Source organism: Sphingomonas sinipercae (assembly GCF_011302055.1).
GTDB classification, from domain to species: domain Bacteria; phylum Pseudomonadota; class Alphaproteobacteria; order Sphingomonadales; family Sphingomonadaceae; genus Sphingomicrobium; species Sphingomicrobium sinipercae.
The window spans coordinates 329801-348686 of sequence record NZ_CP049871.1; the positions used below are offsets into that span (position 1 = coordinate 329801).

The window sequence follows — 18886 nt, forward strand, 5'->3', positions numbered from 1 at the left end:
GCAGGGCCTCGTCGGCTAGAAGTCGGCTGCCAGCGTCAGTGCCGCCCCGGAATTGGGCAGCGCGCTCCCCGCCAGCCGCTGCCGATAGTCGACGTGCGCGCGGATGTTGTTGCGCAGCCGGACGGTGACGCGCGGCCCCGCATCGACCCGGTAGATTCCGGTCTGGTACCCGCCCCACATGCCGAAGCCCGCCGAATAGCGGCCGTAGACCGGGCGCGTGAACGCAAGCGCGCCGTCGGCGAACAGGTCGCGCTTGCCGATGCCGACCATGCCGGCCTGCATATAGCCGTCGAGCAGGAAGCCGAGCGGCACCGGGCGATTGTACAGGCCGCTTTCGGCAAACAGCGCAAAGTCGGAACGGCCGCCGCCGAAACTGCTGATCGATTGGCGGCGTTCAAGGGTGAAGGCGACCGGCACCGATTGCATCGGCGTGAAGCGGACCCCGCCGGCGATTTCCGCGCCGCGCGATCCGCCGAGCGGGCTGGTCGTGCGCAAGGATGCGGCCAGCCATTTGTTGAAGGCATAGGTCACGCGGGCGCCGCCCTGGCTTCCGCCGAGCGTGCCGCCGGCAGCGAGCGTGCCGGGGGACGACGGTCCGCGCAGCACCGCCCAGGACGACATCTGCCAGCGATCGAGCTTTCCGCCGGGTTGCTGCGACTGGACGGCTGCCGGCACGCTTTGGGCAGCGGGCTGGGCGATCGCGTTAAGCGGGGGAAGCGGGGAGAAGCCCTCGGCCGCGGCGGGGTAATAGATCGACGATGGGTCGAGCGCCGGCAGGCTCCAGGGACCGCGCGGGGCCAGGGCAGGAAGCGCGCTGGCCACCTGCGCCGCCGGTGCGCTGACCGGCATGTAATAAGGGACTGGGATCGCCATCGGGCGGAATTGCGGAAAATACTGGCCGGGGGCGGCCGCGGCGACCGGTTCGTTCGGCCAGGGCGTCGGCGGCGCCAATTGCGGTTCGAATGACGCCAGTTGCGTCGGCACGATTGGCGGCAGGGCCGCGCGCGCCGGGGTGATCGTAAAGCCGGGGATGGCGCCGAGCGCGGTCATCCGGACAGCCGCCCAGCCCGCTATTGCAAGAGTCAGGAACCGAAGTGGTGCGCTCATGCGCCAACGTCGGCGGGGAAGATATGCCGGGTCTTGTCCCAGACCGGCTTGGAGCGGCCGATGTAAAGGCGGAGCGCGCGGAAGGCGGCGAAGATGGTGATAAGGTTGCCGACCACCAGGCGCGGGATCGCCAGCAACCCTTCGCGCCAGCCATAGGCCGAGCCGGTGAACGCCACCCGCATCGCGATCCGCCAGGCGAGCAGCCACAGGTTGATCCACAACAGGACCGCAAGCGCCGGGTCGATGCCAATCTGGACCGGCGCGCCGATCGCCTGGGCGACCCACAATTGCCCCCAGAGGAGCGCTGCGAAATAACCGCAGACCAGCAACAGCGCGGCGATCGGCCCGCGCCGGTCGCGCAGCCGCATCCACCGCTCGCCGATGCCGGCGCCCCAGCCCAGCCGGTCCCAGCCGGTCAGCGCGATCCCGCCCAGCCAGCGCGCCTTTTGCCGCACTGCTTCGGAAAAGGTCGACGGGAAGTGGCCGCGGCTGGCGACGACGGCCGGGTTGCCGGGCGCCGCCGGCATGCGCACGAAAATGGTCTTCAGCCCAAGCCCGCCGGCCCGCAGGCCGAGCTCATAGTCTTCGGTCAGGCTGGCCCCGGCGAACGGTCGCCCTTCCTGCATCGCCGCCATCCGCGCCAGCGTATCGCGCGAGATAGCGCAGCCGACGCCAGCAAGTGGGATGCTGGCGCCGACTGCTTCCCGGACGACGAGTTCCTTGGTGTGAGCCTCGGCAAACTCGTCGCAATAATGACCCGCGATCCAGCGCGAGCGCGGATCGATCAGCGGCAGGACTGGCAATTGGATCGCCGCGGCACGATCGATCAAACGGTTGAACACCGCGAATTCGAGCGGGTGGACGACGTCTTCCGCGTCGTGGAGCACGACCGCTGCCGCGGGCTCGTCCGCGCGAAGCTCATAAGCCAGCAGCGCATCGTAAAGATGGTTGAGGCAGTCCGCCTTCGTCGTTGGCCCGTCCACATCGACGAGCACCGGCTCGATCCGGGGGTCGGCGACGGTCGCGATGGCAGCGCCCGTCAGCGGATCGTTGCGATAATGGCCGACGAAAATCCGGTAATTGGAATAGTCGATCCGGGCGAGCGACGCGCGCAGCATCTGGGCGATGACCGCCGCTTCGTCCCACGCGGGAACGAAGACGGCGAAGAACGCCTGTCGATCGCCGCCTTCGGCAAGGGTCTGGCCGAACGCCCGTGGAAAGCGGCGGTAGACGGTCGCCGACCGCCACAGCTGGCGCGCGAAGTAGATGACATCCACGACCAGGTCGTTGATGGCAAACAGCAGGAACCCCACGCCGCTGAACAGCGCGAGCTCGGACGCAATACGGGTCAGGAAATCGGCGGCGACCATCGACTAGAACAGTCGTTCGGCCACATATGCGGTGATGGAATCGCTCGGCACTCAGCGCCTCCGGACAAGGGCTTTGATTGAACCGAGCGCGGCTTGGATGGCACAAGCGCGACGAAGTCTCAAGATTGGATGGTTACCGCATGATAATGGATGCGTTAGGTTGATCGCCATGGCCGGACGCTATCTCCTTGCCGTTTCGGCGCTTGTCGTCGCGGCCCCCGCCGCTTCCCAGGTAATCTTCGCCCGCGGCCATTGGGCAGCGATGACATTCTCCGGCCGTTGCGAAGCGCGCGCCCGCCCGCTGCGCGCGAACACGGCAGCCGGGAATGCGTATGCCGGCTTCGCCTTCGAACCGGGCGGCCGCCGCTGGGGTCAATTCTATGCCAAGCTGCGGCGGCCGGTGCGGCCGGGATCGAGCGTGATCGTCACGATCGGCAACCAGCCGTTCCTGATTGCCGCCGGCGGCGCGCTTGGGCTGAGCCGGGACAGGCAGCAGCAACGGGCGATGATCGAGGCCGCCCGCTATGCGACCATGATGCGCATCGAAGCCCGCGATGCATCCGGCCGCCGGTCGGTCGAACGCTACTGGCTGGACGGCGCGGCAACGGCGATCGATGCCGCCGCCGCGGCCTGCGCTGGCAAAATGCGCTGATCGGCACTAAATCCCTGTTTCCGCAATGACCGCTGAAACCGCCTTGATGCCGATTCCCGGCGCGATCGATCCCGTGCCCGTTCCGCGCGGGGCCGATCTCGCTCGCGTTGCCGACGGCCGCATTGAATTGCTCGGCCAGTCGAAGGACGGACTTCGCGCCGCGCTTGAAGGGGAAGGGCTGGACGCCCGCCAGGCCAAGCTTCGCGCCAAGCAATTGTGGCACTGGATATACAATCGCGGCGTGTCCGACTTCGACTCGATGAGCGACATCGCCAAGGTGCAGCGCCCGTGGCTGAAAGAGCGCTTCGTCATCTCCAGGCCCGAGGTGGTGGAGGCGCAAGTGTCGTCCGACGGCACCCGCAAGTGGCTGCTTCGTACGCGCGACGGCAACGACTTCGAAATGGTGTTCATCCCGGACGCCGACCGCGGTACCTTGTGCGTGTCGAGCCAGGTCGGCTGCACGCTCAACTGCCGCTTCTGCCACACCGGGACGATGCGGCTGGTGCGCAACCTGGAGCCGTCGGAAATCGTCGGCCAGGTGATGCTGGCGCGCGATGCCCTGGGCGAATGGCCGTCCCAGCCGGACGGGCGGATGCTGACCAACATCGTGATGATGGGGATGGGCGAGCCGCTGTATAATTTCGACCATGTCCGGGATTCGCTCAAGATCGTCATGGATGGCGACGGGCTGGGCCTGAGCAAGCGGCGGATCACTTTGTCGACGTCGGGCGTGGTTCCGATGATGGGCCGCTGCGGCGAGGAGATCGGGGTCAATCTGGCGGTCTCGCTGCACGCCGTGACCAAGGAGGTGCGCGACGAGATCGTGCCGATCAACCGCAAGTATGGCATCGAGGAGTTGCTTCAGGCTTGCGCCGACTACCCGGGGGCGAACAATGCCCGGCGGATCACGTTCGAATATGTGATGCTGAAGGACAAGAATGACAGCGACGAAGATGCGCGCGAGTTGGTCCGCCTGATCCGCCACTACAAGCTGCCGGCGAAGGTCAACCTGATCCCGTTCAACCCGTGGCCGGGCGCGCCTTACGAATGCTCGACGCCGGAGCGGATCCGGGCGTTCAGCAACATCATCTTCGAAGGCGGGATTTCCGCACCCGTTCGAACGCCGCGCGGCCGCGACATCGACGCCGCCTGCGGCCAGCTGAAGACCGCCAGCGAGAAGAAACGGCGCTCTGTCATCGACGCCGAGACCGAGGCGGCCGGCTAGCAGTTGCGCGGCGCTGGTGACGCGGCGTAGCTTGGCGCAATCCAGAAGAGCGAGGCGTCTATGTCGCTGATTGGGCGGTTCATCGACCAAATCCTGCCGGTCGGAAGCATCACCATCGTCGAAGCCGACGGGAAGCGCGGCACCTATGGCCCGGGCGGCGGCAAGCATGTCACCATCCGCTTCCACGACAAAAGCGTGGCGCTCGAAATCTTCCGCAACCCGCGACTGCGGTTCGGCGAATTGTACATGGACGGGCGCGTCACCGTCGAGGACGGCACCATCCTCGACCTGCTCAAGCTGGTGGTCGGCGCCAAGCCCTGGGAACGGGGCGGCGGACGCAAGGCGCTCGGCAAGGGCAAGGTGAAGTGGATCAAGCGCCTGTTCCGCAACAACAACCCGAAGCGCGCGAAAATGAACGTCGCGCACCATTACGACATCGGCAACGCCCTGTACCGGCTCTTCCTCGACGAGGACATGCAGTACAGCTGCGCTTACTTCACCGATCCGGAAAACTCGCTGGAGCAGGCGCAGCTCGACAAGAAAGCGCACATCGCGGCGAAGCTTCACCTGCAGACGGGGCAGCGCGTGCTCGACATCGGCTGCGGCTGGGGTGGGATGGCGATCTTCCTGCACCAGGTCGCCGGGGTCGATGTCCTGGGCGTGACCTTGTCGGAAGAACAGCTCAAGCTTGCCCGCGAGCGGGCGGACGCGGCGGGCGTCTCCGACCACGTCAAGTTCGAGCTGATCGATTACCGGCAGATCGACGGCAAGTTCGACCGCATCGTCTCGGTCGGCATGTTCGAGCATGTCGGCGCGAAACATTACGACGAATTCTACGCCAAGTGCCGCGAGCTGCTGGCCGACGACGGGGTCATGCTGCTGCACACGATCGGCAAGTTTGGCGGCGCCGGCGGGCCCGACCCCTTCACCGACAAATGGATCTTCCCCGGCTATCACTTGCCCAGCCTGTCGCAGATGTGCGCGGCGAGCGAAAAGTCGAAGATGATCGTCAGCGACGTGGAGAATTTGCGCCTGCATTACGCCTATACGTTGCGCAACTGGCTGCAGCGGGCGGAGGCGAACCGCACCAAGATCGAGGCGCTGTACGACGCGCGTTTTTTCCGGATGTGGGAATTCTACCTGGCCGGCGGGATCGTCATGTTCGAAGACGGCGCCGCCTGCGTGTACCAGACGCAATATATCCGCGACCGCCGGGCGCTGCCGATCACCCGCGATTACATGGCGCAGGCGGAGCAAAAGTACCGCGAAGCCTCGGGCAAAAAGAAAGGCCCGGCGCCGAAACGCCGAGCCTCTCCAGGCAAGCCCAAGGCCGGTTAGCCGCGGGGGCGGCCGCCCATGCGCTGATGCGCGGCGCGCATTTCGTCACCGGTCAGCCGTCCATCGCGATTGGTGTCGGCAGCGTCGAAGTGCGCGGCGGCGGCGCCGGTTGCTTCCTGCAGCGAGACGCGTCCGTCACGGTTGGAGTCGGCCATCTGGAACATCCGCCCGCCAAGTGCGGCCATGTGCATCCGGCCGCCCATATGCCCGCGCATCGCCATCTTGCCCTGGCCCGCGTGCGCCTGGTGAGCGCTGTCGAATTCGACTCGGCTGATCGCGCCATCCTTGTTGGCGTCGAGCCGGTCGAAGCGCTTGCCGCGGACTTGGGCGATCTTGTCCTGCCGGCGGTCCTTGTTCATCGCGCGAAGCGAAGCCAGTTCCGCCTGGGTGACGAAACCGTCGCGGTTCTGGTCGGCGCGGGCGAAATGCTGCTGCACCTGCTGCAGCAATTGCGCGCGGTTCATTTCCTTCATCATCATCTGATGATGGGGCGCCTGGGGGGCCGGCTGCTGCGCGATCGCGGGCGCGAAGGCGGCGAGGCCAAGGGCCGCGACGGCGGCGAGAAGTTGAGTGCGCATGTGATGTAACCTCCTGAAGACTGGGGGGTTTCCTAGTGCGACTCGGCTGTATGGAGGTTGAATGATTTGTCAGCGCGGCGTGTAGGCGCGGACGCTGATGATGCCCCACTGGCGCTCTGGCCCGGGGCGGCGGACCCGGGCGAGTTCGCGCGGCAGGTCCCCGGCGGGGTCGATGACATCGCTTTGCCGGGCTAGCAGCCAGATGGTCGGAATCCGGGCGAGCGCGGGATCGTTCGCGGCGGCGCGCGCCTGCTCCGGCGTAAGCGACTTGACCGCCGGCGACCCGGCCCGGACCAGCCCTGGCGAAGCAACTGCTGGATAAGGGTCGGGAAGCGCGCGCGTCTGGGTGCCGTTGTTCCAGCCGGCGGCCGCGAGGGGCAGGGCGCTGTCGTTGGGATATAGCCAGACCTGGTCCGACGGGCCGACGTTGCGGTCGAGGTAAGCCGCGACCTCCCGCCACTGCTCGTTCGCCGGCCGAAGCGCGACCTGCATCGCGCCGACAAGCAAGGATGCGGCGAGGGCACCGCCAATGAGCATCCGCTCCCGCGAAACCTCGGTGCGGGCGAGCGCTCCGGCCATGGCGAGGTATGCGGGGATCATGGCCCCGGCGAGCGCGCGCGGGAGGAAGACCGGCATGAACAGGAAGGAGATGGCGGCGGCCATGAGTGCCGGCCCAAAGCCGGCGACGAGGAGCGCCTTGTCGCCGGTCCAGCCGCGGCCGGCCATTGCGTGGTCGCACGCCCGCTTGAGCAGAAGCAGCATCGCAATCGCCGCAATGCCGGTGACGACGCCGAGCAATTCGAACGGGATCGAGTAAAGCGTCAACAGGAGCAGGACCATCGCCGGCTCCCATTTAAGCCAGCCGCTGCCCCAGTCGCCGGCCCGGGCGACGATCATCGCCAGGCAGGGCGCGTAGACGATTGCGACGGCGGCGCCGACGGCGATCCCCCGCCAGATCCGGGCCCGTGTCGGTTTCGACAGCCAGGCTGGAAGCAGTGCGGCCGCCAGCGCGATTGCATACAGCGGCCCAAGGCCATGCGACCACAGCACGATCTCGATGCCGCCGCCGAGCAGCAGCCACGATCCCCAGCGTCCCGGGCCGCCGCAGGCGAACTGGCGGAACAGGCGAAGCAGCGCGAGCACCGCCACGGCGTAGGCAAGGATCAGCAGCGGATAAGGCCGCGCCTCCTGCCCAAGCAGGACCAGCATCGGCGAACAGGCGACGAGGATGCCGGCAATCGCGATCCGCAGCGACGGCCGGGGCGACGGGTCCTGGCGTTCCTGTTCGCGCACCGCTGCGGCCACCACTGGCACCGTCGCGACGGCGCAGATGACGGAAAAGGCGCGGAGCGCGATTTCGCTTCCCCCCCACAGGCCGCGCCACAGCTTCAGCACCGAATAGTAAAACGGCGGATGCGGCTCGTAGGTCGGCACGACTGCCCACAATTCATGCCAGCCGCGCGTCGAGAACCAGGCGCTATAGGCCTCGTCCAGCCACAGCGGTCGGAGGTCCAGGCCGGCAAGGCGGACCGCCAGCGCGAGCGCCGTAAGGGCGACGACCAGCCAAGCAGCGGAAGGGCGCGGCTTGACCAGCGAGGGGCGTTCGATCGCAATTGCCGGGAAGACGGCGTTCATCCAGCCGAGCCCTAAGCAGGTTTGGTTAACAGCCGGTAAGGCGACGCCGCATGGACAATCGGGGCATTGCCGCTAGTGACCGCCGCTTCGCTTCTGGAGCAGGTGGGACGATGGCCGGTACGGCCGCGGCAACGAGGGACGGGGCAGACAGGGTACGCGCCTGGTGGGAGGTGCGCTGGCTGATCGCTGTGCTGGTCCTGCTGAGCGCAATCCCCTTGCTCTATCCCAAGGTCCCGCCGCTGGTGGACCTTCTGGGACACATGGGCCGCTATCGGGTCCAGCTAGACCTCGCGCAATCCGAGAGCCTGCAGCGCTTTTACGCGTTCGATTGGGCGGCGATCGGTAACCTTGGCGTCGACCTGTTGGTGGTGCCGCTAGGCGCGGTCTTCGGCCTGGAACTGGCGGTCAAGCTGATCGTCCTCGCCATCCCGCCGCTGACCGTCGGCGGCTTCCTGTGGGTCTCGCGCGAGGTTCACCACCGGGTCCCGCCAAGCGCCTTTTTCGCGCTTCCGCTGGCCTATGGCTACCCATTCCTGTTCGGCTTCGTGAACTTCGCATTGTCGATGGCGCTAGCGTTCCTCGCCTTCGCACTCTGGCTGAACCTTGGCGAGCGCGGGCGGTGGCGGCTTCGCGCAGCGTTGTTCGTGCCCATTTCCGTGATCGTCTTCTTCACCCACGTTTACGGCTGGGGCGCGCTCGGCCTGCTGTGCTTCTCCGGCGAGGCGGTGCGCCAGCACGACCGCGGCATCGGCTGGGTCCGGGCCGGGGCGAAAGCAGCGGCGCACGCGATGGCGCTGACGCTGCCGATCGTCATCATGCTGGCCTGGCGAAGCGAGGCGCATGGCGGGATGACCGCGGGCTTCTTCGCGTGGAAATACAAGTGGGAGTGGCTGTATTCGGCGCTCCGCGACCGCTGGCAGATCTGGGATCTCGCGTCCCTGGCGATGATCGGGCTGGTCCTGTTGTTCGCCCTGGTCAGCCGCAAGCTGCAATTCTCCCGCATGCTGGCCTTCTCCGCGATTGTCTTGGCCGCGTCGTTCGTCCTGCTGCCGCGGATCATCTTCGGCTCCGCTTATGCGGACATGCGGCTGGTGCCGTACATGCTTGCGGTGTTCGTGCTCGCGATCCGGTTCAAGGGGCCGATGCACGTGCCGACCGGGATGCTGCTGGCCGTGTGCGGGCTCGCCTTCTTCGGGCTTCGCCTGGCGTCCACGACCGCTAGCCTGGCCATCGCCGCCGACGACCAGGCTGCGAAGTTGCATGCGCTCGACCACGTTCCGGCAGGCGCGCGCGTCGCCAGCCTGGTCGGGCGCGGCTGCATGAAAAGCTGGGACCTTGCCCGCAACTCCCACCTTGGCGCGATGGTCATCGTCCGGCGCAACGGTTTTTCGAACGACCAATGGGTGATGGAGGGGATGAACCTGCTCGGCCTGCGTTATCGGGGCGCGGGCGCCTTTTCCTCCGACCCGTCGGAAATGGTGCATCCCAATCATTGCGGCAGCCGCGAAGCGCCGCGCTCGATCAACCGCGCGCTTGCGACAATTCCGCGCGACGGGTTCGACTACGTCTGGCTGATCGACCCGCTGCCGTTCGATCCGCGCCTAGCGCATGGCCTGGAGCCGGTGTGGGCCGGCAACAACGGATCGATCCTGCTCCGTTCAACCGGGGCGGCGAAGGACGGCGATCAGGGACACGCCAAACGGTAACGGCAACCGGCCGATCACCGGCGCTTCGGCGGCGAAGATCGCCCGCAGCAGGCGGTTGACCGGCGCCGGGGGCGGGGCGTCGTCGGCGCTTTCCTTGCCCGCGACCTTGCCGGCGATGCGCGCGGCCGCGGCGAGCGGGAAGAGGAAGCTGTTGAACGGCGAAAGCAGTTCGATCTCATAGCCCGCGGCGAGCGCGAGGCGCTTGATCTCCCGCTTGCGATAGCGGCGGTGGTGATGGTGAGCGACGTCGTGCGCGCTCCACATCCACGGGTTGGCCGGCACCGTCACCAACAGCTTGCCGCCGGGTTTGAGCAACTGGAAGATTGCCGCCAGCGACCCGGCATCGTCTTCGACGTGTTCAAGCACATCCAGCAGCGCGACGAGGTCGAAGCTGTCGCGCTTGAACATCGACAAGTCCGGCAGTGCGGCGCGCTCCACCGGTCGGCCAAGCCGCTTGCTGCTTAGATCGCGCGCCCAATCGTCGAGCTCGGTCGCCTGCACGTGCCCGAACCGGCCCAGCATCTCCAGATTGTGACCGGTGCCGCAGCCGACCTCGAGGATGGCGGCGTCCTGCGGCGGGCGGACGATGCGGCGGAGCACGGTCTCGAGGATCTGGCGGCGGGCGGTGAACCACCAATGGTCGGCGTCCGATTGCGCCATGCGTTCGAAAACGGCTGCGTCCATCAGTCCTCGTCCCCGATCCTTTCGCGCACGACGTATAGCGGCCGGTGTTTCACTTCGGTCAGCATCCGGCCGACATATTCGCCGAGGATGCCGAGCGAGAGCAATTGCAGTCCGCCGAGAAAGGAAATGGCGACCATCAGCGATGCGTAGCCAGGCACTTCGGTGCCCCAGATCATGGTGCGGATGCTGAGGAAAATGGCGTAGCCGATGGCGAGCAACGCAACGATGCCCCCAAGGTAGCTCCAGACGCGCAGCGGGACCGTCGAAGCCGACGTGATCCCGTCGATCGCGAACTTCCACAGCTTCCAGTAGCTGAACTTGGACTCCCCGGCCTCGCGCTGGGGACGGGTGTAGGGGACGTAGGCTTCGCGAAAGCCGGCCCAGGCGAACAGGCCCTTCATGAAACGATTGCGCTCGGGCATCGAGCGGATGACTTCGACCACCTTGCGGTCGAGCAGCCGGAAATCGCCGGCATGTTCCGGAATCTTGTCGTCGCTAAGCCAGTTGTGGGCGCGGTAGTAGAGGTCGGCGGTCAGGCGCTTGGGCAGGCTGTCGGTTTGCCGGTCCTCGCGGATTCCGCAAACCACGTCGAAGCCTTCGCGCCAGCGCGCGATCATCGCCGGAAGCACTTCCGGCGGGTCCTGCAGGTCAACGTCCATCGGCACCACCGCATCGCCGCGCGCGACGTCGAGGCCGGCGGTGAGCGCCGCTTCCTTCCCGAAATTGCGCGATAGCGACACCGCCCGAACGCGCCGTTCGGAAGCGTGCGCCTCGCGGATTCGCGCCAGCGTTGAATCGGTGCTGCCGTCGTCGACGAACAGGATTTCGAAGTCGCGGCCGGCGGGGTCGTCGATTTTGTCGAGCACGGCAACGACGCGCGAGACGAAGGTTGCGATCGACTGCTCCTCGTCCTTGACGGGAACGACAATGGTCAGCGCGGTCATCCGAATACCCATCGGCGATGCAGCGCGAAGGTCAACACCGGCGTGACGAAGATGATCGGGATCACCGGCCACCACGTCGGCCCACCAAGCTGCTTGACCAGCAGCCAGACGAAGAATTGGTTGGCCGCGAAACCCAGCAGGTTGACGGCCAGGAAGCGGGCGGCGCGGACATGCTGGCGGTCGCGCGACCCGTGGCCGCGAAAGCTGAAGGCGCCATGGGTGACGTAGCTGACCGCGGTGAAGAACAGGAAGACGACGGCCAGGGACAGCATCGGGTCGACGTGCAGGAATTCGCTGATCGCCCAATAGCTGCCGGCGACGAGCAAGGTGATGACTCCGCCGGCAAAGGCGTAGCGATAGGCCTGCCACAGCAACTGACTGCGTTTGGGGTCGATGAAGCTCGGCAGCGGGATGGTCATGAAGATGGTGCGCTTGCCCTTTGAACCTCACCGGCTAGAGCGCGAAAAATGTTGAAGCGCAAGGAACACCTCAGCCCCGATCGGCTCCTCGCGCTGCTCGACCGGCATTGGAAGCTGGTCGTGGTCATTGCCTGGGTCGGCCTGTGCGCCTGGTACCTCAACGACCGGTGGGGCGATCTTCGCGCATTCGCGCTCGGCGATACCGACGACAACATGCGCATGATGCAGGTCCGGGCGCTGCTCCACGGGCAGGACTGGTTCGACCTTCGGCAATATCGGCTCAACCCGCCCTACGGCGCCAACATGCATTGGAGCCACCTGGTCGACCTGCCGCTGGCCGGGCTGATCCTGCTGCTCCGGCCGTTGGTCGGCGGGCCGATGGCGGAGATGTACGCCGCGGGCTTCGCGCCGCTGATCCCGTATCTCGCGCTATTGTTCGGATTGGCGCTGGTCGCCCGCCGGCTGATCCATCCCGCCGCTTATCCGCTGGCGATCGTCGCCTTGTTCTTTGCCGGGTCAACCAACGGCATGTTCATGCCCGACCGGATCGACCATCACGGCTGGCAACTAGCGCTGCTTTCCATCGCGCTTGCCGGCCTTGCCGATCCCCGGCGCGCGCGCGGGGGGATCACGCTTGGCATCGCCAGCGCACTGTCGCTGGCGATCGGGCTTGAGCTGTTGATCTACCTCGCCATCGCCGGCGCCGCGACAGTCCTGTTCTGGGTCGCCGATCGGGAGGAGCGCGGGCGACTGGCCGCTTATGCGGTCAGCCTTTCGGGCGGCGTCGCGTTCTCGTTCCTAGTCTTCGCCTCCTACGCCAATCGGGCGCCGGTGTGCGACGCGCTGTCGCCGGTGTGGCTGGCCGACGCGCTGCTTGCCGGCGCGCTGCTGTTCGGCCTGTCGATGCTCGGCACCGCTGACTGGAAGCGGCGGCTGATGCTCGCGCTGGCGGCGGGGGCAGTGCTTGCGCTGTTCCACACGCTGACCTGGCCGCATTGCCTGCAACGGCTGGAGGGCGTGTCGGACGAGGTCAATGCGCTGTGGTTAAGCCACGTCCGGGAAGCGCGGCCGGTCTATCGCCACGGCTGGAAGCTGGCGATGTTGATCTGCGCACTGCCGGTCACCGGCCTGGTCGGCTGGGCCTTGCTCAGCTGGCGCAATCGCATCGACCGCGACCTGCTGCGCCGGACCTTGGCGGCGGCGGCGCCAGCCGTTGCCGCGACGGTGCTGCTCCTGTGGCAGACCCGCACGGGTCCCGCGGCGCAGATGATGGGGACGATCGGAGCGGCGTCGCTGGTCGCCATCCTGCTGCCGCTGACGCTGCGGGCGCCAAGCGCGGTGCTGCGGACGATCGGCCCGGCGCTGATCATCATCATCGGCGCCGGCGCGGCCGTGCCGCTGATCGTCAGCTACGTCCCCGCCAAGAAGCAGACTAAGCGCGAGAACCAGATTGCCGCCGCCAACCGCGGCTGCAACTTCATCGGGTCGTTCAAGCCGATCGCGAAGCAGCCGCGCGGAATCGTCTTCACCTTCGTCGACACCGCGCCGCGGCTGATAGCCGTGACCCGGCATTCGTCGATCATCGGCCCCTATCATCGCAACGGCGAGCAGATCGGCGACGTGATGAAGGCCTTCCGCGGATCGCCCGAACAGGCCCGCGCGATCATGGCGAAGTATCGCGCCGACTACCTGCTGACCTGCCCCAATGCTTCGACGACGACGATCTTCCGCTCGGAAACGCCCAAAGGATTCTACTCGCAGCTTGAACGTGGCCAGGTGCCCGGCTGGCTGACGCCGATCGACCTGGGCAAGGATTCGCCGTTCAGGATGTGGCGGATCGCCCGCTAACCAGCGAGGCCCGGGAGGCTGCGTTCCAGCCCGTCGAGCACGAACTGCACCGCCAGCGCGGCAAGGATGACGCCAAGGATGCGGGTGATCATCGCTTCCAGCTTGCTGCCGATCAGCTTCATCAGCGGTCCGGCCGCGAGCAGCGCGACGAGCGTCAGCAGGATGACCAGGGTCATTGCGCCGAGCACGACCAGCCCCTCGCTAAGACCGTCGGCGCGCGCGGTGAGCAGCATCACCGTCGCGATCGAGCCGGGGCCGGCGATCATCGGGATCGCCATGGGGAAGACGGAAATGTCCTCGGCCTCGGGCGTCCCCTCGATTTCGCGGGCGCGTTCCTCGCGCCGTTCGGTGCGCCGTTCGAACACCATGTCGAGCGCGATCATGAACAGCATGATCCCGCCGGCTAGGCGGAAGGCGCTGAGGCTGATCCCGAGCGTGGAGAGCAATGGCTCGCCGAGCAGGGCGAAGAAGACGAGGATGCACCACGCGACCGCGGCCGAACGGATCGCCATCCGCCGCCGGTGACCGGCATCGGTCCCGCTGGTGAGCGACGCGAAGATTGGCGCGCACCCCGGGGGATCGATGATCACCGCAAGGGTGATGAAGGCGGTGGTGAAAAGCTCGATCATTGCGGCGGTGCTGCGACCTTGTCCTCGACCACGGTTTCAAAGCGCTTGCCGTTCCACTGCTGGGCAAGGAAGCGGCGATCACCCTTGGGCCCGGTGGTCCACGACCACACCAGGGTGCCGTCGGCGGAACGGCCGCCACCGGTGTTGTAGCCGACGGCGCCGACCGTCCCGAGCACGACCGCATTGCGCGGCTTGCCGCGGCACGCGGCCAGGCGCGGCTGGATATCCCCGCCTTCGGCGCGCGGCGTGTCGAGCGCGTCGCCGCCGTCGTAGATCCACTTCCAGCCGCCGTCGGGCTGGCGCTGCCACACGGTGGTGAAATAACCGACAGCCTTGCCCCAGTCGCGCACCCACGGGCCGGTGTTGATCGCGAGCTTGCCATCGCACGAGACGTAGCTTCGTCCCGGCCACCAGAAGATCGCCACTGGCGGGTTCTTCCGGCCGCTGAGCATCGCATGGGCGTTGGCCGGATGCGGCGTGAACATCACCGCCTTGTCCGACGACCATTTGAGGAAGGCGGTGGTTTGCCCGATCTTCTGTGCGTCGGCGGCAAAGGCGCGCTCCGCCTCGACGGCGGTCGCCGGCGCGGCTGCAGCGAGGAGGATCAGCGCGATCATAGACCCTCCGGATCGGGCAGGCCGGCGCGGCGGTGCGCGGCGACCAATGTGTTCCTGAGCAGCATGGCGATGGTCATGGGGCCGACGCCACCGGGGACGGGCGTGATTGCCGAAGCGACGCTTGCTGCTTCGTCATAGGCGACATCGCCGACCAGCCGGGTCTTGCCCTCGTCGGCGGGAACGCGGTTGATGCCGACGTCGATGACCACCGCGCCCGGCTTGATCCAGTCGCCCCTGACCATTTCGGGACGCCCGACCGCGGCGACGACGATGTCGGCGCGGCGGACGACTTCCGCCAGGTCCTTCGTCCGCGAGTGGGCGATGGTCACCGTTGCGCTTTCACCGGTCAGAAGTGCGGCCATCGGCTTGCCCACGATGTTGGAGCGGCCGATCACCACCGCGTCCTTGCCGGCCAGGGAGCCAAGTTCCTGCTTGAGCAGGTACAGGCAGCCGAACGGCGTGCAGGGCACAAGCGCGTCGAGCCCCGTGGCGAGCCGGCCGGCGTTTATCGGATGGAAGCCGTCGACGTCCTTGGCGGGGTCGATCGCCGCAATAATCGTGTCCGCGTCGATCTGGGTCGGCAGCGGGAGCTGGACGAGGATGCCATCGACTCGGTCGTCGGCATTGAGCGAGGCGACCAGATCGAGCAGCTCGGCCTGGCCAAGCGTGTCCGGCAGGTGATGGGCGAACCCTTCCATTCCGGCTTCGGCCGTGGCCCTGGTCTTGGAGCGGACATAGACAGCGCTTGCCGGATCCTCACCGACCAGCACCGTCGCCAGCCCCGGCGCCCTGCCGGTGCGTTGACGAAAGTCGGCGGCAGCGGCGGCAACCTTGTGGCGGACCGCGGCGGCAGCGGCCTTTCCGTCGATCCGCCGTGCCGTCATAGCGAACCCGTCAGCAGGCTCCGCTCCGCGCCGTTGAGCAGGATCTGCAGGACGTTCAGCAGAAGCAGCAACACGAGTGGCGAGAAATCGATGCCGCCAAAGTCAGGCATCACCTTGCGGATCGGGCGGTAAAGCGGCTCAGTGATCCGATCGAGCGCCTGCAGGAATGCGCGCACCCCGCCGGAACCGGTGTTGAGTACGTTGAACGCAATCAGCCAGCTCAGGATCACCTGGACGATGATGATCCACCAGACGACGTTGAGGATGAGCCGAAGCACATCGAAGATAGCAGCAACCATGCCCGCCCGCTTAGCGGCGCGGCCTTGCGGCGGCAATCAGGGCGCGGATCGGTTAGGCTGCGCCTGCGCGAGGATGAGCGAGAAATCCTCGTGCCCATCCTCCCACTCGGCAATCGGGGTCCAGCCGCCCGCTAGCAGCAGGACCCTCGCGCCGCGCTGACCGTATTTGTGGCTGTTTTCCGTGTGGATGGTCTGGCCGGCGGCGAAGTCGAAGGCGTGGCCGGCAATGGTGAAGCGAACGTCGCGGGTCGCCTCCAGATGCATTTCGATGCGCGACAGGATGTCGTTCCAGACGACCTTGTGCCGGAATGCGTCGCTCGGAATGTCGGCGCCAAGCTCGCGGTTGATCCGGCGGAGGAGGTTGCAGTTGAACTCGGCAGTGACTCCGGCCGGCTCGTCATAAGCGGCGAGCAGCCGGTCGACGGGCTTCACCCGGTCCATGCCGATCAGCAGCAGCGCCCCGGTGCCGAGCAATTGGCGGAACTGGCGGAGCAGGTCGGTGGCGCTGCGCGGGACGAAGTTGCCGATGGTCGAACCGGGGAAGAAGCCTAGCTTCGGCAAGCCATCGATTTCGGCCGGCAGGTCGAACGGCCGCGCGAAATCGGCGGCGACCGGGAAGATCGGCAGTTGCGGGAAATCCGGCTGCAGGTCGGCGGCACTCTTTTCCAGATACTCGCCCGAGATATCGACCGGGACGTAAGCGGACGGCGCGATGGCGCGCAGCAGCAGCGGAGTCTTGGTCAGCGAGCCGGCCCCGAATTCGACGACTGCCAGCTTGCCCGGAATGCGCTCGCGAAGTTCGGGCGCAATCCGTTCGAGCAATTTGGTTTCCGTTTGCGTCGGATAGTAGCTCGGCAGCTTGGTGATGGCGTCGAACAGTTCGGACCCGCGCTCGTCGTAAAGCCAGCGGGCGGGGACGGCCGGGGTAGGCGCCGACAGCCCGGCGATCACATCGTTGCAAAAGGCGTCGTCACCAGTCGCGGGCAAGGCGCACTCCAGTAAATTGCCAGCGTGCGCTGGGGGGAAAGAAGTTGCGGTAGGACGCGCGGCTGTGGCCCCGCGGCGTGGCGCAGCTGGCGCCCTTCAGCACTTGCTGAGAGCACATGAACTTGCCGTTATATTCGCCCACCGTGCCTTCGGCGGTCGTAAACCCGGGGTAGGGGGTGAAGGCGCTTTGCGTCCATTCCCAGACGTCGCCGAAAATGTCGCCCGGCGGCTTCGGCATGGCCGCGCCGGCGCAATCGAGCTGGTTGCCGAGGTTGGGATCGGCGGAAGCGGCGAAATCCTCCCACTCGGCCTCGGTCGGAAGCCGGGCGCCGGCCCAGCGGGCGAAGGCGTCGGCCTCGTAATAGCTGATGTGGGATACCGGTGCAGCGGGATCGACCGTGCGGCGGCCGGCAAGCGTGAACTGGGCCCCGTCCTCATCCCAATAGAGCGGGGCCGCGACGGCGTCGCTGCGCACCCACTCCCAACCTTCGGAGAGCCACAAGGCGGGCTTCTCGTAGCCGCCGTCGGCGATGAAGGCGCGCCATTCGCCGTTGGTCACCGGGCGGCTGGCGATTGCGTGTGGGTGGAGCAGGGTGCGGTGGCGCGGGCGTTCGCAATCGAACGCGAAGCCGTCGCCGCTCGCGCCAATTTCGACGATCCCGTTGCGGCCGGGAAGCCAGCTTAGCGGCTCCGGCGCGTGGCAGTTGGCCGCCGGCGCCTCCGCGTAGGCCGGCTCCAGCGGGTTTTCGGCGAAGGTCGCGAGAATGTCGGTAAGCAACAGCTCCTGATGCTGCTGCTCATGCTGAATTCCGAGTTCGACCAGCTCCAAAGCCGCCGGCGGCAGGCCGGGAAAGGCGCGCTCGACCGCGTCGTCGACGTGCCGGCGCCATGCGCGGATCTCCTCCAGCGAGGGCCGGCTGATCAGTCCCCGCTTGGGGCGCGCGTGGCGCTCGCCCTCACCCTCGTAATAGCTGTTGAACAGGTAAGCGAAGCGGTCGTCGAACGATTTGTGGCCAGGCACGAAATCACGCAGCACGAACGTGTCGAGGAACCAGGTCGTGTGCGCCAGATGCCACTTGGCGGGCGATGCATCCGGGAACGGCTGGATGGTGGCATCGGCATCGGACAGCGGGGCAGCCAGGTCGAGCGTCAGGGCACGGGTCCGCTGGAACCGCTCGAGGAGGGAAGTCGTCGTGCCTATCGCGTTGCGCCGGGTTGCCAAAGCACGTCCCCACCCTGTTCCGAGGCAATGAAACGCGCCGCCACGAATAAGTGGTCCGACAGCCGGTTGATGTAGGCAAGCAGCTGCGGGTTGACCGTCTCCGCTTCGGCCAGCGCAACCGTCGCCCGCTCGGCGCGGCGAACGGTTGTCCGGGCCAGGTGAAGCGCCGCGACGTCGGCCGATCCGCCGGGCAGGATGAAGCTGGTCAGCGGCTCAAGCGCCGCATTCATCGCATCGATTTCGCGCTCAAGCCGCTCGACCTGGCTTGGCACGATCCGAAGCGCGCCTTCGATCTCGCCCGGGGTCGCGACATCGGCGCCAAGGTCGAACAATTCGTTCTGGATGCGCCGCAGTTGGTCGGCGGTGTCGCCGGGCCGGAGCGCGGCGATGGCCACCCCGATCGCCGCATTGGCTTCGTCGACTTCGCCAATGGCGGCCATCCGCGCGCTGGACTTGCTCACCCTCGATCCGTCCACCAGCCCGGCGCTGCCCTGGTCGCCGGTGCGGGTGTAAATCTTGTTGAGCTTGACCATCTAGCGGCCGGCGCTGGCCATGATCAGGATTAGCGCGACGATGACGATTGCGACCGCCTGGTACAGCACGCGCTTGCGCATCCATTGCTGCTGCGCTTCGCTGGACCCGGCCTTGCCGTTGGCCATTGCGACGACGCCGCGAACGAGCACGTAGGCAGTCGCCGCCATGGCGATCGCCAGCACGATGATGAGGAGGGTGGTCATTGGCC

General features: G+C 66.9%; 20 protein-coding genes. 5 read left to right on the top strand and 15 right to left on the bottom strand.

Annotated elements, in window-relative coordinates:
- Positions 1 to 15: 15 nt before the first annotated feature.
- A complete protein-coding gene (locus tag G7078_RS01750) occupies positions 16 to 1107 on the bottom strand; it encodes a hypothetical protein (protein WP_166092369.1) in 1092 nt (363 codons plus the stop codon).
- Positions 1104 to 2477, bottom strand: coding sequence for a glycosyl transferase family protein (locus G7078_RS01755; protein ID WP_166092371.1), 1374 nt, complete (start codon positions 2475 to 2477; stop codon positions 1104 to 1106). Before G7078_RS01755 ends, G7078_RS01750 begins: the two co-directional genes overlap by 4 nt.
- 169 nt (positions 2478 to 2646) lie before the next feature.
- Here G7078_RS01755 and G7078_RS01760 point away from each other — a divergent pair, with 169 nt between their 5' ends.
- The 3 genes from G7078_RS01760 to G7078_RS01770 are packed head-to-tail and all read left to right on the top strand — an operon-like array spanning position 2647 to position 5692.
- Positions 2647 to 3129: a hypothetical protein gene (locus G7078_RS01760; RefSeq protein ID WP_166092374.1), complete on the top strand. Its 483-nt coding sequence runs from the start codon at positions 2647 to 2649 to the stop codon at positions 3127 to 3129.
- A gap of 25 nt (positions 3130 to 3154) precedes the next feature.
- Positions 3155 to 4354 (top strand): dual-specificity RNA methyltransferase RlmN, encoded by a 1200-nt coding sequence (gene rlmN / locus G7078_RS01765; RefSeq protein ID WP_246166406.1) that lies wholly within the window; start codon positions 3155 to 3157, stop codon positions 4352 to 4354.
- A 60-nt stretch (positions 4355 to 4414) separates the two neighbouring features.
- Positions 4415 to 5692 (top strand): SAM-dependent methyltransferase, encoded by a 1278-nt coding sequence (locus tag G7078_RS01770; RefSeq protein ID WP_166092376.1) that lies wholly within the window; start codon positions 4415 to 4417, stop codon positions 5690 to 5692.
- On the opposite strand, the gene G7078_RS01775 is transcribed toward G7078_RS01770, so the two are convergent.
- Both G7078_RS01775 and G7078_RS01780 read right to left on the bottom strand, forming a co-directional pair.
- Positions 5689 to 6270, bottom strand: coding sequence for an EF-hand domain-containing protein (locus tag G7078_RS01775; RefSeq protein WP_166092378.1), 582 nt, complete (start codon positions 6268 to 6270; stop codon positions 5689 to 5691). The genes G7078_RS01770 and G7078_RS01775 overlap by 4 nt on opposite strands.
- A gap of 69 nt (positions 6271 to 6339) precedes the next feature.
- Positions 6340 to 7905, bottom strand: a complete 1566-nt coding sequence (locus tag G7078_RS01780) for a glycosyltransferase family 39 protein (RefSeq protein WP_166092380.1) — start codon at positions 7903 to 7905, stop codon at positions 6340 to 6342.
- Between the two features lie 110 nt (positions 7906 to 8015).
- Here G7078_RS01780 and G7078_RS01785 point away from each other — a divergent pair, with 110 nt between their 5' ends.
- The gene (locus G7078_RS01785; RefSeq protein ID WP_246166408.1) at positions 8016 to 9611 is read left to right on the top strand and encodes a hypothetical protein; all 1596 of its coding nucleotides are present in this window, start codon (positions 8016 to 8018) and stop codon (positions 9609 to 9611) included.
- Here the strand turns inward: G7078_RS01785 and G7078_RS01790 are convergent.
- Genes G7078_RS01790 through G7078_RS01800 form a run of 3 tightly spaced genes read right to left on the bottom strand, consistent with a single transcriptional unit; the run spans position 9564 to position 11658 of the window.
- Complete coding sequence (locus tag G7078_RS01790) at positions 9564 to 10295, bottom strand: class I SAM-dependent methyltransferase (RefSeq protein WP_166092382.1); 732 nt, start codon at positions 10293 to 10295, stop codon at positions 9564 to 9566. The two genes, G7078_RS01785 and G7078_RS01790, sit on opposite strands and share 48 nt — an antisense overlap.
- A complete protein-coding gene (locus G7078_RS01795; protein ID WP_166092384.1) occupies positions 10295 to 11239 on the bottom strand; it encodes a glycosyltransferase family 2 protein in 945 nt (314 codons plus the stop codon). The genes G7078_RS01790 and G7078_RS01795 overlap by 1 nt, the downstream gene beginning before the upstream one ends.
- On the bottom strand, positions 11236 to 11658 hold the full coding sequence (locus G7078_RS01800; protein ID WP_166092386.1) for a GtrA family protein: 423 nt from the start codon (positions 11656 to 11658) through the stop codon (positions 11236 to 11238). Before G7078_RS01800 ends, G7078_RS01795 begins: the two co-directional genes overlap by 4 nt.
- 48 nt (positions 11659 to 11706) lie before the next feature.
- On the opposite strand from G7078_RS01800, the gene G7078_RS01805 reads away from it, so the two are divergent.
- Positions 11707 to 13506: an AcrB/AcrD/AcrF family protein gene (locus G7078_RS01805; RefSeq protein WP_246166409.1), complete on the top strand. Its 1800-nt coding sequence runs from the start codon at positions 11707 to 11709 to the stop codon at positions 13504 to 13506.
- Here the strand turns inward: G7078_RS01805 and G7078_RS01810 are convergent.
- From G7078_RS01810 to G7078_RS01845, 8 genes are read right to left on the bottom strand one after another with little or no spacing between them, the layout of a single operon-like run.
- Entirely contained in the window at positions 13503 to 14135 is a 633-nt protein-coding gene (locus tag G7078_RS01810; protein ID WP_166092388.1) for a MarC family protein, read from the bottom strand. The genes G7078_RS01805 and G7078_RS01810 overlap by 4 nt on opposite strands.
- Entirely contained in the window at positions 14132 to 14752 is a 621-nt protein-coding gene (locus G7078_RS01815) for a hypothetical protein (RefSeq protein WP_166092391.1), read from the bottom strand. Before G7078_RS01815 ends, G7078_RS01810 begins: the two co-directional genes overlap by 4 nt.
- Positions 14749 to 15636: a bifunctional methylenetetrahydrofolate dehydrogenase/methenyltetrahydrofolate cyclohydrolase FolD gene (gene folD / locus G7078_RS01820; RefSeq protein WP_166092393.1), complete on the bottom strand. Its 888-nt coding sequence runs from the start codon at positions 15634 to 15636 to the stop codon at positions 14749 to 14751. The genes G7078_RS01815 and folD overlap by 4 nt, the downstream gene beginning before the upstream one ends.
- On the bottom strand, positions 15633 to 15935 hold the full coding sequence (locus tag G7078_RS01825) for a YggT family protein (RefSeq protein WP_166092395.1): 303 nt from the start codon (positions 15933 to 15935) through the stop codon (positions 15633 to 15635). Before G7078_RS01825 ends, folD begins: the two co-directional genes overlap by 4 nt.
- A gap of 36 nt (positions 15936 to 15971) precedes the next feature.
- Entirely contained in the window at positions 15972 to 16922 is a 951-nt protein-coding gene (egtD, locus tag G7078_RS01830; RefSeq protein ID WP_246166411.1) for an L-histidine N(alpha)-methyltransferase, read from the bottom strand.
- Positions 16906 to 18144, bottom strand: a complete 1239-nt coding sequence (gene egtB / locus G7078_RS01835; protein WP_166092397.1) for an ergothioneine biosynthesis protein EgtB — start codon at positions 18142 to 18144, stop codon at positions 16906 to 16908. The genes egtD and egtB overlap by 17 nt, the downstream gene beginning before the upstream one ends.
- The gene (locus tag G7078_RS01840; protein ID WP_166092400.1) at positions 18120 to 18677 is read right to left on the bottom strand and encodes a cob(I)yrinic acid a,c-diamide adenosyltransferase; all 558 of its coding nucleotides are present in this window, start codon (positions 18675 to 18677) and stop codon (positions 18120 to 18122) included. Before G7078_RS01840 ends, egtB begins: the two co-directional genes overlap by 25 nt.
- The gene (locus G7078_RS01845; RefSeq protein WP_166092402.1) at positions 18678 to 18881 is read right to left on the bottom strand and encodes an HIG1 domain-containing protein; all 204 of its coding nucleotides are present in this window, start codon (positions 18879 to 18881) and stop codon (positions 18678 to 18680) included.
- Positions 18882 to 18886: the final 5 nt, after the last annotated feature.

Coding starts and splice junctions, on each gene's coding strand:
- G7078_RS01750 (WP_166092369.1), bottom strand. CDS start 1,107: ATGAGCGCACCACTTCGGTTCCTGACTCTTGCAATAGCGGGCTGGGCG.
- G7078_RS01755 (WP_166092371.1), bottom strand. CDS start 2,477: ATGGTCGCCGCCGATTTCCTGACCCGTATTGCGTCCGAGCTCGCGCTG.
- G7078_RS01760 (WP_166092374.1), top strand. CDS start 2,647: ATGGCCGGACGCTATCTCCTTGCCGTTTCGGCGCTTGTCGTCGCGGCC.
- rlmN (WP_246166406.1), top strand. CDS start 3,155: ATGACCGCTGAAACCGCCTTGATGCCGATTCCCGGCGCGATCGATCCC.
- G7078_RS01770 (WP_166092376.1), top strand. CDS start 4,415: ATGTCGCTGATTGGGCGGTTCATCGACCAAATCCTGCCGGTCGGAAGC.
- G7078_RS01775 (WP_166092378.1), bottom strand. CDS start 6,270: ATGCGCACTCAACTTCTCGCCGCCGTCGCGGCCCTTGGCCTCGCCGCC.
- G7078_RS01780 (WP_166092380.1), bottom strand. CDS start 7,905: ATGAACGCCGTCTTCCCGGCAATTGCGATCGAACGCCCCTCGCTGGTC.
- G7078_RS01785 (WP_246166408.1), top strand. CDS start 8,016: ATGGCCGGTACGGCCGCGGCAACGAGGGACGGGGCAGACAGGGTACGC.
- G7078_RS01790 (WP_166092382.1), bottom strand. CDS start 10,295: ATGGACGCAGCCGTTTTCGAACGCATGGCGCAATCGGACGCCGACCAT.
- G7078_RS01795 (WP_166092384.1), bottom strand. CDS start 11,239: ATGACCGCGCTGACCATTGTCGTTCCCGTCAAGGACGAGGAGCAGTCG.
- G7078_RS01800 (WP_166092386.1), bottom strand. CDS start 11,658: ATGACCATCCCGCTGCCGAGCTTCATCGACCCCAAACGCAGTCAGTTG.
- G7078_RS01805 (WP_246166409.1), top strand. CDS start 11,707: ATGTTGAAGCGCAAGGAACACCTCAGCCCCGATCGGCTCCTCGCGCTG.
- G7078_RS01810 (WP_166092388.1), bottom strand. CDS start 14,135: ATGATCGAGCTTTTCACCACCGCCTTCATCACCCTTGCGGTGATCATC.
- G7078_RS01815 (WP_166092391.1), bottom strand. CDS start 14,752: ATGATCGCGCTGATCCTCCTCGCTGCAGCCGCGCCGGCGACCGCCGTC.
- folD (WP_166092393.1), bottom strand. CDS start 15,636: ATGACGGCACGGCGGATCGACGGAAAGGCCGCTGCCGCCGCGGTCCGC.
- G7078_RS01825 (WP_166092395.1), bottom strand. CDS start 15,935: ATGGTTGCTGCTATCTTCGATGTGCTTCGGCTCATCCTCAACGTCGTC.
- G7078_RS01840 (WP_166092400.1), bottom strand. CDS start 18,677: ATGGTCAAGCTCAACAAGATTTACACCCGCACCGGCGACCAGGGCAGC.
- G7078_RS01845 (WP_166092402.1), bottom strand. CDS start 18,881: ATGACCACCCTCCTCATCATCGTGCTGGCGATCGCCATGGCGGCGACT.